The following is a 14,249-nucleotide window of genomic DNA, read 5'->3' as shown; positions in this document are numbered from 1 at the left end:
GCACGCCGGTTGCATGGGCAAAGCCAGAAGTAACGTTTATGCAGTTCACCGTTCACCAGCGATTTTTCTTCGATGCCGCCCACACCCTGGAGCGCGCCATCGAGACCGAGAGCAGCCGCCGCATTCACGGCCACACCTATTGGGCGGAAGTCAGCGTGACCGGCCCGCGCAATCCCGACAACGGCATGGTCATCGACCTCGGCCACCTGCGCACGCGCCTGGAGCGGCTTCGCGATCAGCTCGACCATCACTTTCTCGATGAAGTGCCGGGCCTGGGCAAGCCCACGCTCGAAAACCTCTGTCTCTTCATCGCCAACGCCCTGGCCGACCTTCAACCCGCGCCCAGCCGCATCCGTGTCTGGCGCGACAGCATCGGCGACGGCTGCGTGCTCGACCTGTCCTGAAGACAGCCGCACAGCCACCACAAAAAAAGGCCCCGCCGATGCGGGGCCAGCTTGCTGAGAGTCAGACGGCTTCCCCACCAGGAGGCCTCACTCGGCAAGATCATCAGGCAGCACAGCGTGGCCGACGCCGCAAGTCTGGGCTGCCCATGCGCTTAGAAATTATGGCGCAGGCCGATCTCGTAACCCGTCAGGCTCTTGCCCACAGCGGGTGTAGGGCTCAGCGACGAACCCAGCTTGCGGGAAGCCTTGTCGTCATTGCTCATGCGTGCCACGGCCGCATAGATTTCGGTGCGCTTGGACAGCTTGTAGCCATAGCCCAGGGCCAGGCGCTGGGAGTCCGCATCGCTTTGCTTCTTGTCCTTGTACCAGGTATAGGCCGCACGCAACTCGCCTGCGCCCAGGGGCATCTTCACGCCCAGGCTGTACAGATCGACACGCTTGCCGTTGCCGCGATCGGAAGCGATCAGCAGCAGGGGAGTGACGACGCCGAAGTTGTAGGACGCGCCCAGATTCATGGTCTTGTAGTCCACGCCGACGGCTGCGGTGCCGCCGCGCGCAATGCCGTAGGCCGCCGCCACGTTCAGCGGACCGTTGGCATAGCCCAGACGCAGGCCGGTGGAGCTGGCCAGGCTGTGGTCGTCGGCCTGCTCGCCAAAGCTGTGGGTCAGCTGGCCGTAGACGCCGTCCAGCTTGGGCAGGAGATAGCTGATGGCGTTGGAGTTGCGCTTGGGGTTGGAACCTTCGGAGGTGCCTGTTGCCGAGCCGCTGATCAGGTTATGGCCGTTGATGGCGCCCATGCCGGTGTCGCCAAAGGCGTGAAAGGTTTCCAGATTCTGGTAGGCAGGGGTCTTGTCGCGACCCAGGCGCACCTCACCGAAATTGCCCAGCAGGCTGACGGTGGAGCGGCGATCGAACTTGAAGCCCGAAGCCGTACCGTCGTCCACGCTCAGGCTGCCTTCGAGCCAGAAATCGGCCTTCAGGCCGCCACCCAGGTCTTCCACGCCGCGAAAGCCCAGACGGCTACTGGAGTTGCCGCCGTTGGCCAGGCCGGAAACGCTTTTGCCGGTGGTGGAGATATGGGCCACCGAGACGTCGGCTACGCCGAAGACAGTCACGCTGGATTGGGCCAGGGCACCGGCCGAGGCGGTCAGGGCGGCCAGGGCGAGAAGAGTTCGTTTCATGCTGTTCACTGTGTTTGTCGAAATGAGAAAGCCCATGCAGTGCGACTACGGCCTGCCTTGGACGGGCCCCGTCCGGGACTGAAGTCATTAAACAAAGTGAAAATGAAACATTAGTTACAACCCTTAAATTTGCAACAGAACAACAATCCCCCACACAATCGCTGCATGCTCCTGCAGAGACCCTGTGCAGAGTCCCCCGCCTCGGCCATCCGCAGCACGGCATTCTCTTGTCAATGCCCTCAATGAACTACATGGGTTTTGCCGATCGCATTTAGACTTGCGTGATTTTTCGCAAGCACAGGCCTGCCCATTTCAGCAACGCGCAAAGCGCCCCAGAGAGACAACCATGTTCCGCACCCTGCTCAAATCCAAGATCCACCGCGTCAAGACCACGCAATGCGAGCTGCACTACGAAGGCTCCTGCGCCATCGACGAGGATCTGCTGGATGCCGCCAACATTGCTGAAAACGAACAAGTCCATATCTGGAATATCGACAACGGCGAGCGCTTTGTGACCTACGCCATCAAGGGCGAGCGCGGCTCGGGCATGATTTCCGTCAATGGCTCGGCCGCCCGCCGGGCCAGCGTGGGCGATCTGCTCATCATCGCCGCCTTCGCCCAGGTTCATGAAAGCGATGTGGCCGAGCACCAGCCACAGCTGGTCTTTGTGGACGAGCGCAACAAACAGGTCGAGCTGCGCCACAAAGTGCCGACCCAGATGCTGTAAAAACGGCTACTGCCTCCCACACCGAGCGAGAGAAATCCATGCCTCATCTGCATATTGAATACACCGACAACCTGACCGGCCTGAACGAGCGCGAACTCATGCGCGACATCAATGCCGTGGTCTGCGCCCACCCCACCGTTCTCGATGAAGCCGATGTCAAGGCCCGCATTGCCCGGCTGAACATGGACCAGGTCTATATCGGCACCCAGCCCGACCAGCGTGGTTTCGTCCACGTGCACCTGCAGCTGATGGCCGGCCGCAGCACCGAAGCCAAGAAGCAGATGTCGGACGGCATTGCCGAAGTCCTGCGCCGCCTCGTGCCCCAGCCTGCCGACGTGGTGGTGCAGCTGAGCGTGGACGTGTCCGATATGGACAAGGCCACCTACTTCAAGGGTCGCCTGTAAGCCCTCGGCCGCACAAGCCAGAGCGCCCGCAGCTCCTGCTTGCGGGCGTTTTTGTTTCAGGGCTTGGTTAGAGATAAAAATCGCCTCAACCCCTTACCCTAAAAGAGCAAGCAGCTCCTGAATCATGAGCAAATCCGAGCCTCGCCCCCGCTGCCCCCGCTGTCACCGGGCGCTGCGCACCTGCGTCTGCGCGCTGGCCCGTCCGATCGCTCATCGGGTCGAAGTACTGATCCTCATGCATCCCATGGAGGTGCATGAAGCCAAGGGCACGGGGCATCTGCTGCATCTGTGCCTGCCACACAGCCGGGTGTTGGTGGGCGAGGAATTCGATGCCGTCGCGCTGGAAGCGGCTCTGCATGGCAGATGGGGCAGCCGGGCCGATATCGATAGTGCACCACACCACAGCCTGCTGCTCTACCCCAATACAGCAGGCCAGGATGCCGCCCTGGGGCTGGCTGCCGCCGGCCCCCTGCCTCTGCCCTGGCCGCAGCCGCCAGAGCACCTTCGGCTGGTGGTCATCGACGGCACCTGGCGCAAAAGCCGCAAGATGCTTTATCTCAATCCGGCACTGCAGGCCCTGCCGCGCCTGCCCCTGCTCGATGTGGAGGACTCCGGCTATCGCATCCGCAAGGCCCATCTGCCCGGACAGCTCTCCAGCTTCGAGGCTGCAGCACTGGCCCTGTCACAGCTGCAGAATCGCCCCGAAGACGCGGCGGCCCATGCCGTGCTGCAGGAGGTCTTCCGGCAGTTCGTGGCGCTGCAGCTGCAGCTGCGCCAACGGCATCAGACGCCCCCGAGGGGCGTCTGAGCTTCAGCGGTCGGGCGGGTTTGCGGCTTAGCGGTTGTGGGCCACCGGCTCCGGCACATCGGCGGACTTGGCGGGATCGGCCACCACCAGTGCGGGCCCGCTGCGCTCACTCTTTCCGCGCTTGCGCTCTGCGGTTGCATCGTCGGCGCTCAGGCTGTCACGGGTGTTCTTCTGCACGGCAATCGCTCCAAACAGGGCCAGTGCAAAAGCCATGGCATAGAAACCTTTTTCGCTGAGCTGCAACGTGGCGTTGAAGAGTCCGGTGCCCAGCAGCAGCACCGCAATGATCAGTGCCACCCAGCTGATGCCGTAGTAGATGCCGGTCACGGCAACGCCCTCAAGCCTGTCGCGCACGGTTTTTTGCAGCGAGATGGCCGAGTACAGACCCAGCACCAGCACCGCAAAGTAAAAACCCTTCTCGTTGAGCTGCATGGCAGCATTCCACAATCCGGCCATGAAAGCGATGATGCCCAGCAGCAAGGCGGCCCAGGATGCGCCGACAAAAGCGGAGGATGGCTTGTGGCTGGTAATGGCTTGGGAGTTCATGAGCGGGTCTCGGAAGTTGTGGTGAACGGATAGTAGAAAATTCATTCACCCACGCCAAGCCTTTCTTCGCAAGGTATCGCCAAAAGATACCCGAAGACCTTTTTCGCTCGCCGACCGAAGGCTGACCGGAACCGCATCCGGCTTTCTCCCCCGCCGACCGCCGGTTCACCCGAAGCACGGGCAATCGCCGTTGCATGCGCTGCAGCTAGTCCTCATCCTCGACTTCGTCTCCATCCATGGCGGCATTGAGCTCTTCCTGCACATGGGGCGGCATGCCGTCCTCCCAGCCATGCTCGTCGACATAGGCATAGATGTCGGGTTGCTCGCCAGGAACGGCCTCCAGCATGATGGCCGGAATCTGCCATCTGGCGTCATCGCCCTTGACGGCTTCGCTGGTCCAGTCATAGCCCGGGTGTTTTTCGTTGCCCGTGGGGGACGCCAGATCGTTGGCCGGGTCCCAGCCGATGGTGGCGGGAGCCAGATTGCCCTGCTCGAAGCGTTGGCTCAGCGCCTGTATGCGGGCCCATCCCGGACGGTTGATGCTGGGCACCTTGTCCTGCGAGGCATAGTGCTGGAAGTAACCCGGTTGCTGATACCAATAAAGCGCCTTGGCAACGGCCGGCTCCAGCTTGGGATGCTTGCTGATCCAGTCAGGCAATGCGCTGCCGTTGTCGTAGTTCATGGTGGTGACCACGGCCAGCCACTGCAGCGGTGTGGCAGTGTCCAGGAACTCTTTCATCAGGTCCAGGTACAGGGCATCAAAGTCGTCGTCATCCATGGCTGAGACTCCTCCAGGTTGCTTACGTGCGCACGATAACAAACCGCGCCTAGGCGATCAAACGAGCATCCAGCCAGCCACGCAGGCTATTGATGAAAGCCCAGCCGCTCGCATGGCGCGCCTGCTCCAGCGTCACCACCTGCTCTATGAGCCGGCCCTGCGACAGGGCCAGTGCCCGGCCCACGCCCGGCAGCAAGCCGCATTGCAGCGGCGGCGTGACCCAGCGTCCATCGAGCAGCACGGCAATATTGCCGCGTGTGCCTTCGGTGATCTGGCCGTCCTCGTTGAAAAGCACGATATCGAAAATGCCGGTGCTCTGGGGTTTGAAAGCGTCGTAATGCTGACGTACCGAGGTTTTGAAACGCACCACATCGCTGTACGCCACCGCATTGGCGATGGGCCGATGCGCCAGCCGCAGCGCGACAGGCCCGGCATTGGGCGGCAGGGGCTCGGCCGTGATCTGCACGTCCCCCGTGGCCGACAGCGCCAGCCGCACACGCCAGTCGCCCATGGAATGGGTCTGTCGCGCCATGCGCTCCATATCGGACTCCAGCTGCATCTGCATCAGCGGATAGCGAAAATGCTGCGCCGTGATCTGCAAACGGGCCCAGTGCAAAGCCCAGTTCTGCCAGCGGCCGTCCTTGAGCGCCAGGGTCTCAAGGATTTCCAGATTCGTGTTCATACGCCAACGCCTCGCTCAAGCACCTTCAGGAAAGCCTGCTTGTGTTGCCATTCCATCCATTCATCGGCCGCATTGGCGCTGGACGTGATGCCGCTGCCTATGCCGCAGCGCAGGTGCCCATTCCGGAGAACCACGGTGCGAATGGGAACATTGAAACTGGCGTGAATGCGCCCGGGCTCGCTCCCCGGCCGCACCACGCCCAGCGCACCGCAGTAAACGCCACGGGGCTCAGGCTCCAGTTCGCGAATCAGGCGCATGGCCTGGCGCTTGGGAGCCCCCGTGATCGAGCCGCAGGGAAACAGCGCCCGGAACACGTCCACCAGCCGCACATCCGGGCGCGTGCGCGCCACCACATCCGAGGTCATCTGCCAGACGGCCGGCAGCGCCTGGACCTGAAACAGCTGGGGCACTTTCACGCTGTGCGGCTCGGCAATGCGGGAAAGATCGTTGCGCAGCAGATCCACAATCATCACGTTCTCGGCCCGCTCCTTGACCGAATCGCGCATGGCTTGCGCTGCACGGGCATCGGCGTCCGGGGTCTCTCCGCGCGCAGCGGTTCCCTTCATGGGGCGAGTCAGAATCCGCGCGCCGTCCCAGTCGAAAAACAGCTCCGGAGACAGTGACAGCACCTGCATGTCGCCGCTGTCGACCAAGGCCGCATAGCCACCGGGCTGGGCCTGCTGCAACCTGGCGAAGAGCGCCTGGGCCAGGGCGACGGCATCGCCATGCTGCGGCTCACCCAGCTCGGCAGACAGGGGAGCGGTGTAGTTGATCTGATAGCAGTCGCCCGCCGCGATGGCCGCATGGATGCGCGCCACATGGGCATCGAACTGCTCGCGGCTGAGTGCCGTTTGCCAGCGTATCGCCCCAGTCCGCACCGGCAGGATCTGCGCATCGTCTGCCAGCGGTGCACGGTGCAGACCGAACCAGACCAGCGGCTGGTCAGCCGCAGGCCTGTGCACGGCCTCGGCATAGGAGCGGTCGAGCCCGCCGGCTGCTTCATAGGCCAGCCAGCCCACACACCACAGACCCTGCTCGGCCGCCTGCTGCACGGCTTCGAGCACGGCAGGCACGTCCTCTGGCCGATGCGCTTGCAGGATCTGCTCGGGCTCGCCGAAGCCGTGCCGCAAACGGGGTGCACCGGCCTGCCAGGGCGCGGTGAAATCTAGAACGGTTCTCAAGTCAGATCACCTGCAAGCGCACTATCGACATACGCTCAATGCTATCAAACCTGCCATATCCATCCGCCCAGTGCTGCCGGCATAAAAAAACGCGCTGAAGGAATCCCTCAGCGCGCATCCACCAATGGGCCACCTCTGTCGGATGGCTAAGAGAGAACCCCGTTACTGGCCGCCCAGCTGCGACTGGTACTTGGCCACGGCTGCCGTATAGGCCGGGCTGGCCAGCAGACGCTGGTATTCGGCATAGGCCTTGCGGTATTCGCTGCTGAATTCGGTCTCGACATAGGCTGCGGGCGTGGGCATATAGCCCAGGCCCGCGCGTTGGTACATCTCGAGGTCGGCCATCACTTCGGCACGACTTTTGCTGGGAGTTACGGAAGTTTGGGGGAGGTCTTGAGCCATGGCTGCGGCGGCACTGGCGGTCAGCACGGCGGCAGTCAACAAACGGGTGAGGGAGCGCATTTCAATCCTTTCAACGGCCCAGCAGCGGGAATAGAACCTGCCGTGCTGCAGCACGGCTGAACTATGCACCGGGCCCCACCGAACGTCTGTGCGTTTTCTCACGCAAAAAATCATTCCACATTACAAAAAATCAATGGGCTTCCTCGAGCAGAAGCCGCAAGCCATCGACGCGGCAAAGACGCAGATTGCGTCCTTCGCGCCGGAGCAGACCCAGACGCGTGAGCCGCGACATCTCGCGGGCCACCTCTTCGCGGCTGGTTCCCAGCATCAGGGCCAGATCGTTCTGGCGCGGGGCTGGCGACAGCAGTGCCTCGTCGTTCTCGATTCCCGCCATTTCGGCGCGCTCCAGCAACTGGGCATGCAGGCGACCACGCACCGAGAGGGTTCCCAGGCTGACCACACGCCGCGCCAGTATCCCCGCCAGTTCGCTGAGACGCTGGACCACGGCCCGCATGACCAGAACATCGCTCATGATCAGTTCTTCGAGCTCGGCATTCGACAGCGACGCCACCAGGCTCTCATGCGTGGCCTGCACCTGCACGGAGACATGCTTGACCGGCGGCTGCGGCGCGAAGGCGCCAAAAAAGTAGCCGGGCTCCAGATACCCCAGAATCATGGCCCGTCCGCTGGCGCTGTAGCTGCCGACACTGAGCTGGCCGCTGATCAGCATGTACATGCGCTGATCGGTGTAGGCTCCGTGCAGCACCTGCCCGGCCTCCAGCCGGTGCCACTGGCATTGGCCCGCCAGCACGGACAACCTCTCGTCGGACAGCGACTCCAGCCAGCTCACGCTGCGCAGTCCCTGCCAGGCCACGGCTGACACGGGCACGGGAACCGAAGGCTGCAGGGACTCGGGCATGGACATGAACAACCTTGTGCAAATAGAGGTGAAAGCGCAGTCAACGCAGGGCCGGGCAACGCTGGGCCCACCGCATAGTAATGCGGACGACCGCAGCCCTAGCCCTTTTTGACGTGGCGCTGCATCGCAGCATCGCATAGACTCGCGGGCAAAATTGCCTGCAGGCTTTTTCGGCTCGGCCAGGCCACAGACCCCACAGGAGACAGCTCATGACCGCTACCGGCACGCCTTACGGCACCATCCCCCCCTCTTCGCCCCAGCCCCAGCGCCGCCCCGTCAGCCTGCCGCGCCTGGCCCAGATGCGTGCTGCCGGTGAAAAAATCACCATGCTGACCGCCTACGACGCCACCTTTGCCGCCGTGGCAGATGCGGCCGGTGTGGAGTGCATTCTCGTCGGCGACTCGCTGGGCATGGTGTGCCAGGGCCTGCACAGCACGGTGGGGGTGACGCTTCAGGATATGGCCTATCACACGGCCAGCGTCACGCGCGGCCTGCACCGGGCCCAGGCCACGGCCTGGGTGATTGCCGACATGCCCTACGGCAGCTATGCGGAAAGTCCCGAACAGGCCATGCGCAGCGCCTGCCAGCTGATGCAGGCCGGTGCCCATATGGTCAAGCTCGAAGGTGGCGGCTGGACGGCTCCCACCGTGCGTTTTCTCGTCGACCGCGGCGTGCCCGTCTGCGCCCACCTGGGACTGACGCCGCAGACCGTGCATGCCCTGGGCGGCTACCGCGTCCAGGGCAAGGACGAGCAGGCTGCGGCCACGCTGCGCAGGCATGCACTGGAGCTGCAGGACGCCGGTGCCGCCATGCTGGTGCTGGAGATGGTGCCCGCCGCCCTCTCCGCCCAGCTGACCGAGGAGCTGCCGCTGTGCCACACCATCGGCATTGGCGCAGGCAACGGCACGGCCGGCCAGGTTCTGGTGCTGCACGACATGCTGGGCGTGAACCTGGGCAAGATGGCCAAATTCGTGCACAACTTCATGGCCGATGCAGGCAGCGTCAAGGGCGCCATGGAGGCCTATGTGCAGGCCGTCAAGAACGGCAGCTTCCCCGACAATGCCCTGCACGCCTGGTGAACCCGGGCCTTTGTTTTCGTTCCCCTGCACTGTTTGAGTCATGCAAATCGTTCACACCATCGCCGAGCTGCGCGCCGCCCTTGCCGGTCGCGGCCGCCCTGCCTTTGTGCCCACCATGGGCAATCTCCACGAGGGCCATCTCTCCCTGGTGCGCCAGGCCCGCCTGCATGGCGACGTGACCGTGGCCAGCATCTTCGTCAACCGCCTGCAGTTTCTGCCCCACGAAGACTTCGACAGCTACCCGCGCACCTTCGATGCCGACTGCGCCCAGCTGGAAGCCGAAGGTTGCGACATCGTCTTCGCTCCCAGGGAGAAAGACCTCTACCCCGAGCCGCAGACGTTCAAGGTCCAGCCCGATGCGCAGCTGGCCGACATCCTGGAGGGGCACTTCCGCCCCGGATTCTTCACCGGCGTCTGCACCGTGGTCATGAAGCTGTTCCAGGCCGTCTTTGCCACCACGGGCGGCGGGACAGCCGTTTTCGGGCAGAAGGACTACCAGCAGCTGATGGTGATCCGCCGCATGGTGCAACAGTTCGCTCTGCCCATAGAGATCGTCGGCTGCGCCACGGCGCGTGCCGACAGCGGCCTGGCGCTGAGTTCGCGCAACGGCTACCTCAGCGACGAGCAGCGCGTGCAGGCCATGGCGCTGTCGCAGGCGCTCAAGGCTCTGGCCGATGCCGCTCGCCAGGGCGGCAATCTGGCCGATCTCGAGGCACAGGCCATGGCCGCGCTGCGCGCCAAGGGCTGGGAGCCCGACTATCTGAGCGTGCGCCGGCGCAGCGATCTGCAAACGCCTGCCGATGCGCGCAGCGGTGAACTGGTGGCCCTGGGCGCGGCACGCCTGGGCAGCACCCGGCTCATCGACAACCTGGAGTTCTAGGATTCCGTATCCCTCTTAGGCACGGGGCAAGGGCAGCTGCCCCTTGCCCCGTGCCTCTGATTCCGGCCGCGTCGGTGTCCAGCGTCAAGAACAAGACAGAGGCAAGGAGCGCCATCAGCACTGGTAGGAGTCCACAGACGACTGACCGGGCAAAGCCTGCAGCGCAAGTCCCTGCCCCTTGAGCCGGCAAAACAGGCCGTCGCCCATTTCCAGCTCCAGCACAAAACCCGCATCGCTGGCAAAAGGCAGGGGCAGGCGGCGCAGACGCTGCCCGGCGACATGCAGTTGTGCTTGCCGGACACGGCCCACGGCGGCCAGGACTGGAGTCAAATCAGCCTCTGAAGCCTTGTCAGTCTGCGCAATGTGCTTGCATATCAATAGCAACGGCTGCCACAGCCCCTCCCCGGCACCGGCTCGGTCACCGTCAAGCACACGGGCTGCGGAAAAGCGGATCTGCAGCGCGCCGTCCTGCCGGCTGATTGCCGCAATCTCGGAATCTTCAAACTCGACATTCATGCGCCCAAGCATAGCGCTCTGGCACCTTGGCAACAGCGGCCCCGAACGCGGCCGCGCATACTGTCACCCACTCCATACACACCGGCATGAAAGGGGACGCCAATGAGCACAAAGCTGTATCTCGATGATCTGTACGTGGGCCAGAAGTTTGTCAGCGAGGGCTATCCCCTGGATGAAGCGCAGATCATTGCGTATGCCAGGCAGTTCGATCCCCAGGTCTTTCACCTTGACCCCGAAGCGGCCAAGCACACCTTCTTCCAGGGCCTGGCGGCCAGCGGCTGGCATACGGCCTCCATCAGCATGCTGCTGGTGACGCAGAGCATTCCGCTGGCCGACGGCGTGATCGGCGGCGGCATGGAAGAGCTGGCCTGGCCCCAGCCCACGCGCCCCGGCGACGTGCTGCAGGTGGAGTCCGAGATCGTGGAGATCATTCCCTCCCAGTCCAAACCCAACCGTGCCCTGGTGCGCGTGCTGGCGCACACCAGAAACCAGCGCGGCGAGGTGCTGCAGCGCTTCAGGCCCCGGATGGTGTGCTTCCGGCGTCCGTCCTGACCCTCTTGCAGCAAAAGTCCCGGGCACTGCTTAACATCGCCCACCGGCGCGGCCTGCCCTGCACAGGCCGCGCATCACTTGCTGCTGCGATATGAATTCCACCTTTTCCCCGAGCCGATGGCGCGCCGAGTGGGCGCCCAGCGTACCGCGCGAGCTTCTGGCCGGCGCCGTCGCCACGTTTGCGCTGATTCCAGAGGTCATTGCCTTTTCCTTTGTCGCCGGCGTGGACCCGGCCGTGGGACTGTACGCCTCCTTCATCATCAGCATCGTGATTGCCGTGTTCGGTGCGCGCCCGGCCATGGTTTCGGCAGCAGCCGGTTCCGTGGCCCTGGTGGCGGCACCGCTGGTCGCTTCCCATGGCCTGCAATACCTGCTGGCCGCAGGCCTGCTGGCAGGTGCCATGCAGATCGCCTTCGGCCTGTGCAGGATGGGCAGCCTGGTGCGCTTTGTCTCCAGCTCGGTGCGCACGGGTTTTGTCAACGCGCTGGCCATTCTGATCTTTTCCGCCCAGCTGCCGCACCTGCATGGCGCCAATGGCGCCACCTGGGTCATGCTGGCCCTGGGTCTGGCCCTGATCTACGGCCTGCCCTGGCTGGGGCAGAGACTGCAGCTCGGGGCGCTGAGCGCCATTCCCTCACCACTGATCTGCGTGCTGGTGCTGACGCTGCTGGGCCATTTCACGGGGCTGCCGCTCAAGACCGTGGCCGATCTGGGTCATCTGCCGGACAGCCTGCCGCTGTTCGCGCTGCCCGAAATCCCCGCGAGTCTGGAGACGCTGCGCATCATCGCCCTGCCGGCCCTGGCGATTGCCATGGTGGGCCTGCTGGAGTCCGTGCTCACGGCAGCCGTGGTCGATGACCTGACGGGCACGCCCAGCGACAAGAGCCGCGAGTGCAGCGGCCTGGGCCTGGCCAATGTCTCGGCCAGCCTGTTCGGCGGCATTGCGGGCTGCGGCATGATAGGTCAGGCCGTGGGCAATGTGAAATACGGCGGGCGCGGTCGCCTCTCCACCCTGTTTGCCGGGGTGTTCCTGCTGGTTCTGATGGTCGCCCTCAAGCCCTGGGTGTCCAAGGTGCCGGTGATCGCCCTGGTGGCCATCATGGTCATGGTATCGGTCTCGACCTTTGACTGGAAATCGCTGGGCAATCTGGTGCGCCACCCGCGTCTGTCCAGCTCGGTGATGCTGGTGACGGTGCTCATCACCATCGCCACCCACAATCTGGCTGCCGGCGTGGTCGCCGGCGTGCTGCTCTCGGGCGTGTTCTTCACCTTCAAGGTGGCCAATATGCTGCAGGTCACAGGCAGCCTGGACGCTGCCGGCCATCTCTATACCTGGACGGTGAGCGGCCAGGTGTTTTTTGCCTCGGCGGATGCGCTGATCGAGGCCTTCGACGTGCGTGCTGCAGCCGGCAAGCAGGCCCGCATCGATGTCAGCGGCGCGCATTTCTGGGACATCACCGCCGTTGGCGCGCTGGACAAGGTGACGGAGCGCCTGCGCCAGCATGGCTGCCGCGTCGAGATCCATGGACTGGACGAGGCCAGCCAGAGGCTCATAGAGCGCATCAGGGTCTAGGACCGGCGGCTGGGGCCGCTTATTTCAGGCGGGCCTGCGACAGGCGCCTGGCATTGGCCACGGCCTTGCGGCGAATCGGAGCCAGACTTCGGGCCGCCACCTTGTCGGCCGCCACGGGAAGCTTCTGGCCCATGGTCCAGGGATTGCGCATCCAGGCCAGACACAGCTGCTGCTGCACCTTGAACATTTCCGCCCCCATGGTCAGCCAGGCCTGGCTGAAGGCCACCTGCTTTTCCACCACCATGCGGGTGAACTCCTTCTGATCGCGCGCAGACAGGACCGGGCCGCTGAGCGCCATGCGCGTCAGACGGTGGTTGATGACCTGAGGCGCAGCCATGCTGATGTCCAGCAGCTCGCTGGCCGTGCGATGGGGGATGGCGGATTCAGGCATGCGTAACTCCTTGCATTCGGGCGCTTCATTGTGCACTGCAACATAGAAGTTTGCGCAAGCTCACTTGTGAAAGCCCTCCCGGAGGCTTCAGAGCCGGTTCTCCAGCAGGCTGAGCGCCTCCTGCTGCAGCGCCGCAATCAGCCAGGGCAGGCCGGCATCGGCGGGCCGGTGCAACGGAAGCAGCATATGCACCTGAAACGCGATCGAAAACGCCAGCGGCCGCACTACCAGCTGCGGGCCGGCGCAGGCGCGCGCCGTCAGCGGGTTGACGATGGCCAGACCCAGCCCCTGCTGCACCATGGCGCAGACGGCCACGGCACTGGCGGTCTCCAGGCTCAGCCGGCGCTGCACGCCGGCGCGGGCAAACACCGCGTCGATCTGGGCCCGATAGGGGTCGTCGCGCGCCAGGCTGATGAAGGACTGATCCTCGAAATCCCGCTCGTTCAGCAACGCCTTCTGCGCCAGCGGATGGCCTGCAGGCAGCACGGCCACTTCATCCATAGCCGGCAGGGACTGGCTGCGCGTGCCCGGTGGCGCATCGGCCAGCTCGGACAGGCCCAGGTCGAAGCGCTGCGCCGCCATCCATTCCTGCAGCAGGGGGGCCTCCTGCGTGCTAACGCTCACGGCCACTGCACCATGACGGGCATGCAGACGTGCCAGCGCGCCTGGCAGCAAGGCGTGGCTGAGTGCCGGCAGGCACAGCACGCTGATGCTCGCGCCTTGAGGGCGTCCCAGCTCCACGGCGCGGTCTATCACGCGCTCCAGACCCTGCCAGCTGCGCCGCACCTCGTCCCACAGCAGCAGGGCCCGCGCATTGGCACGCAGCCGGCCCTGCACGCGCTCGAACAGCGCATAGCCCAGCAGTTGCTCCATGCGCGCCAGCTCGCGGCTTACCGTGGGCTGCGAGGTGTAGAGCAGCTGCGCTGCGCCCGTGACGCTGCCGGCCGTCATGACGGCCCGGAACACTTCGATGTGGCGATGGGTGATGCGCGAGGAGGCTTCTGAATCGGTCATGCGCAAAGCATATCAATATTGAATGATCTTCATAAATCATGCGATTGGACTGGATAGGCATCCCGAATGCATGATGCGCGCAACCTTTACCTTCAAGAGACCGCCCATGGCAAATCCCTTCTCTCCTGCACAGCTCTGGAACCTGGCCGACCAGTACGGCACGCCGCTGTGGGTGTATGACGCCGCCACCATCCGCGAGCGCATTGCCCAGC

18 protein-coding genes are annotated in these 14,249 nt (G+C 64.2%); 8 read left to right on the top strand and 10 right to left on the bottom strand.

What is annotated here, in order from left to right; translation table 11 throughout:
- Positions 1–38: 38 nt before the first annotated feature.
- Positions 39–404: a 6-carboxytetrahydropterin synthase gene (locus tag E2583_RS20140; protein WP_291598012.1), complete on the top strand. Its 366-nt coding sequence runs from the start codon at positions 39–41 to the stop codon at positions 402–404.
- Positions 405–556: 152 nt separating this feature from the next.
- On the opposite strand, the gene E2583_RS20135 is transcribed toward E2583_RS20140, so the two are convergent.
- Positions 557–1,585, bottom strand: a complete 1,029-nt coding sequence (locus tag E2583_RS20135; protein ID WP_291598011.1) for a porin — start codon at positions 1,583–1,585, stop codon at positions 557–559.
- Between the two features lie 346 nt (positions 1,586–1,931).
- Between E2583_RS20135 and panD the strand changes: the two genes are divergently transcribed.
- From panD to E2583_RS20120, 3 genes are all read left to right on the top strand, one after another.
- Positions 1,932–2,312, top strand: coding sequence for an aspartate 1-decarboxylase (gene panD, locus E2583_RS20130; protein WP_291598009.1), 381 nt, complete (start codon positions 1,932–1,934; stop codon positions 2,310–2,312).
- 38 nt (positions 2,313–2,350) lie between these two features.
- Positions 2,351–2,716, top strand: coding sequence for a 5-carboxymethyl-2-hydroxymuconate Delta-isomerase (locus E2583_RS20125; RefSeq protein WP_291598007.1), 366 nt, complete (start codon positions 2,351–2,353; stop codon positions 2,714–2,716).
- A 124-nt stretch (positions 2,717–2,840) separates the two neighbouring features.
- Positions 2,841–3,524, top strand: coding sequence for a tRNA-uridine aminocarboxypropyltransferase (locus tag E2583_RS20120; RefSeq protein WP_291598005.1), 684 nt, complete (start codon positions 2,841–2,843; stop codon positions 3,522–3,524).
- A gap of 27 nt (positions 3,525–3,551) precedes the next feature.
- Here the strand turns inward: E2583_RS20120 and yiaA are convergent, their stop codons facing one another.
- The 6 genes from yiaA to E2583_RS20090 all read right to left on the bottom strand — a co-directional run bounded on the left by yiaA (position 3,552) and on the right by E2583_RS20090 (position 8,038).
- Positions 3,552–4,070 carry an inner membrane protein YiaA gene (yiaA, locus tag E2583_RS20115; RefSeq protein WP_291598112.1) on the bottom strand — a complete coding sequence of 173 codons (519 nt, stop codon included), beginning with the start codon at positions 4,068–4,070 and terminating at the stop codon, positions 3,552–3,554.
- Positions 4,071–4,275: 205 nt separating this feature from the next.
- On the bottom strand, positions 4,276–4,848 hold the full coding sequence (locus tag E2583_RS20110) for a DUF4274 domain-containing protein (protein WP_291598004.1): 573 nt from the start codon (positions 4,846–4,848) through the stop codon (positions 4,276–4,278).
- Between the two features lie 49 nt (positions 4,849–4,897).
- A complete protein-coding gene (locus E2583_RS20105; protein ID WP_291598003.1) occupies positions 4,898–5,530 on the bottom strand; it encodes an aminotransferase class IV in 633 nt (210 codons plus the stop codon).
- Complete coding sequence (gene pabB, locus E2583_RS20100; RefSeq protein ID WP_291598002.1) at positions 5,527–6,711, bottom strand: aminodeoxychorismate synthase component I; 1,185 nt, start codon at positions 6,709–6,711, stop codon at positions 5,527–5,529. The genes E2583_RS20105 and pabB overlap by 4 nt, the downstream gene beginning before the upstream one ends.
- Positions 6,712–6,873: 162 nt before the next feature.
- Positions 6,874–7,173, bottom strand: coding sequence for a DUF4148 domain-containing protein (locus E2583_RS20095; RefSeq protein ID WP_291598001.1), 300 nt, complete (start codon positions 7,171–7,173; stop codon positions 6,874–6,876).
- A 130-nt stretch (positions 7,174–7,303) separates the two neighbouring features.
- A complete protein-coding gene (locus E2583_RS20090) occupies positions 7,304–8,038 on the bottom strand; it encodes a Crp/Fnr family transcriptional regulator (protein ID WP_291598000.1) in 735 nt (244 codons plus the stop codon).
- 203 nt (positions 8,039–8,241) lie between these two features.
- Between E2583_RS20090 and panB the strand changes: the two genes are divergently transcribed.
- Positions 8,242–9,111, top strand: coding sequence for a 3-methyl-2-oxobutanoate hydroxymethyltransferase (gene panB / locus E2583_RS20085; RefSeq protein WP_291597999.1), 870 nt, complete (start codon positions 8,242–8,244; stop codon positions 9,109–9,111).
- A gap of 40 nt (positions 9,112–9,151) precedes the next feature.
- On the top strand, positions 9,152–9,991 hold the full coding sequence (gene panC / locus E2583_RS20080; protein WP_291597998.1) for a pantoate--beta-alanine ligase: 840 nt from the start codon (positions 9,152–9,154) through the stop codon (positions 9,989–9,991).
- 114 nt (positions 9,992–10,105) lie between these two features.
- Here panC and E2583_RS20075 read toward each other — a convergent pair whose 3' ends face one another.
- The gene (locus E2583_RS20075) at positions 10,106–10,507 is read right to left on the bottom strand and encodes a hypothetical protein (RefSeq protein WP_291597997.1); all 402 of its coding nucleotides are present in this window, start codon (positions 10,505–10,507) and stop codon (positions 10,106–10,108) included.
- Positions 10,508–10,609: 102 nt separating this feature from the next.
- On the opposite strand from E2583_RS20075, the gene E2583_RS20070 reads away from it, so the two are divergent.
- Positions 10,610–11,059: a MaoC family dehydratase gene (locus E2583_RS20070; RefSeq protein WP_291597996.1), complete on the top strand. Its 450-nt coding sequence runs from the start codon at positions 10,610–10,612 to the stop codon at positions 11,057–11,059.
- Between the two features lie 91 nt (positions 11,060–11,150).
- Positions 11,151–12,632 (top strand): SulP family inorganic anion transporter, encoded by a 1,482-nt coding sequence (locus tag E2583_RS20065; RefSeq protein WP_291597995.1) that lies wholly within the window; start codon positions 11,151–11,153, stop codon positions 12,630–12,632.
- 19 nt (positions 12,633–12,651) lie between these two features.
- On the opposite strand, the gene E2583_RS20060 is transcribed toward E2583_RS20065, so the two are convergent.
- Positions 12,652–13,023, bottom strand: coding sequence for a polyhydroxyalkanoate granule-associated phasin (locus E2583_RS20060; RefSeq protein WP_291597994.1), 372 nt, complete (start codon positions 13,021–13,023; stop codon positions 12,652–12,654).
- Between the two features lie 87 nt (positions 13,024–13,110).
- Positions 13,111–14,037 carry a LysR family transcriptional regulator gene (locus E2583_RS20055; RefSeq protein ID WP_291597993.1) on the bottom strand — a complete coding sequence of 309 codons (927 nt, stop codon included), beginning with the start codon at positions 14,035–14,037 and terminating at the stop codon, positions 13,111–13,113.
- Positions 14,038–14,249 lie beyond the last annotated feature (212 nt).

Source organism: Comamonas sp. (assembly GCF_009360615.1).
GTDB lineage: Bacteria > Pseudomonadota > Gammaproteobacteria > Burkholderiales > Burkholderiaceae_C > Comamonas.
Note: the sequence above shows the minus strand (reverse complement) of the source record. Positions and strands in the feature narration are given on the sequence as shown.

Excerpts from the sequence above, each read along its gene's own strand:
- E2583_RS20075 (WP_291597997.1), bottom strand. The coding sequence starts at position 10,507 with ATGAATGTCGAGTTTGAAGATTCCGAGATTGCGGCAATCAGCCGGCAG.
- E2583_RS20110 (WP_291598004.1), bottom strand. The coding sequence starts at position 4,848 with ATGGATGACGACGACTTTGATGCCCTGTACCTGGACCTGATGAAAGAG.
- panD (WP_291598009.1), top strand. The coding sequence starts at position 1,932 with ATGTTCCGCACCCTGCTCAAATCCAAGATCCACCGCGTCAAGACCACG.
- E2583_RS20125 (WP_291598007.1), top strand. The coding sequence starts at position 2,351 with ATGCCTCATCTGCATATTGAATACACCGACAACCTGACCGGCCTGAAC.
- E2583_RS20140 (WP_291598012.1), top strand. The coding sequence starts at position 39 with ATGCAGTTCACCGTTCACCAGCGATTTTTCTTCGATGCCGCCCACACC.
- panC (WP_291597998.1), top strand. The coding sequence starts at position 9,152 with ATGCAAATCGTTCACACCATCGCCGAGCTGCGCGCCGCCCTTGCCGGT.
- yiaA (WP_291598112.1), bottom strand. The coding sequence starts at position 4,070 with ATGAACTCCCAAGCCATTACCAGCCACAAGCCATCCTCCGCTTTTGTC.
- panB (WP_291597999.1), top strand. The coding sequence starts at position 8,242 with ATGACCGCTACCGGCACGCCTTACGGCACCATCCCCCCCTCTTCGCCC.
- E2583_RS20060 (WP_291597994.1), bottom strand. The coding sequence starts at position 13,023 with ATGCCTGAATCCGCCATCCCCCATCGCACGGCCAGCGAGCTGCTGGAC.
- E2583_RS20105 (WP_291598003.1), bottom strand. The coding sequence starts at position 5,530 with ATGAACACGAATCTGGAAATCCTTGAGACCCTGGCGCTCAAGGACGGC.
- E2583_RS20090 (WP_291598000.1), bottom strand. The coding sequence starts at position 8,038 with ATGTCCATGCCCGAGTCCCTGCAGCCTTCGGTTCCCGTGCCCGTGTCA.
- E2583_RS20055 (WP_291597993.1), bottom strand. The coding sequence starts at position 14,037 with ATGACCGATTCAGAAGCCTCCTCGCGCATCACCCATCGCCACATCGAA.
- E2583_RS20120 (WP_291598005.1), top strand. The coding sequence starts at position 2,841 with ATGAGCAAATCCGAGCCTCGCCCCCGCTGCCCCCGCTGTCACCGGGCG.
- E2583_RS20065 (WP_291597995.1), top strand. The coding sequence starts at position 11,151 with ATGAATTCCACCTTTTCCCCGAGCCGATGGCGCGCCGAGTGGGCGCCC.
- E2583_RS20095 (WP_291598001.1), bottom strand. The coding sequence starts at position 7,173 with ATGCGCTCCCTCACCCGTTTGTTGACTGCCGCCGTGCTGACCGCCAGT.
- E2583_RS20070 (WP_291597996.1), top strand. The coding sequence starts at position 10,610 with ATGAGCACAAAGCTGTATCTCGATGATCTGTACGTGGGCCAGAAGTTT.
- E2583_RS20135 (WP_291598011.1), bottom strand. The coding sequence starts at position 1,585 with ATGAAACGAACTCTTCTCGCCCTGGCCGCCCTGACCGCCTCGGCCGGT.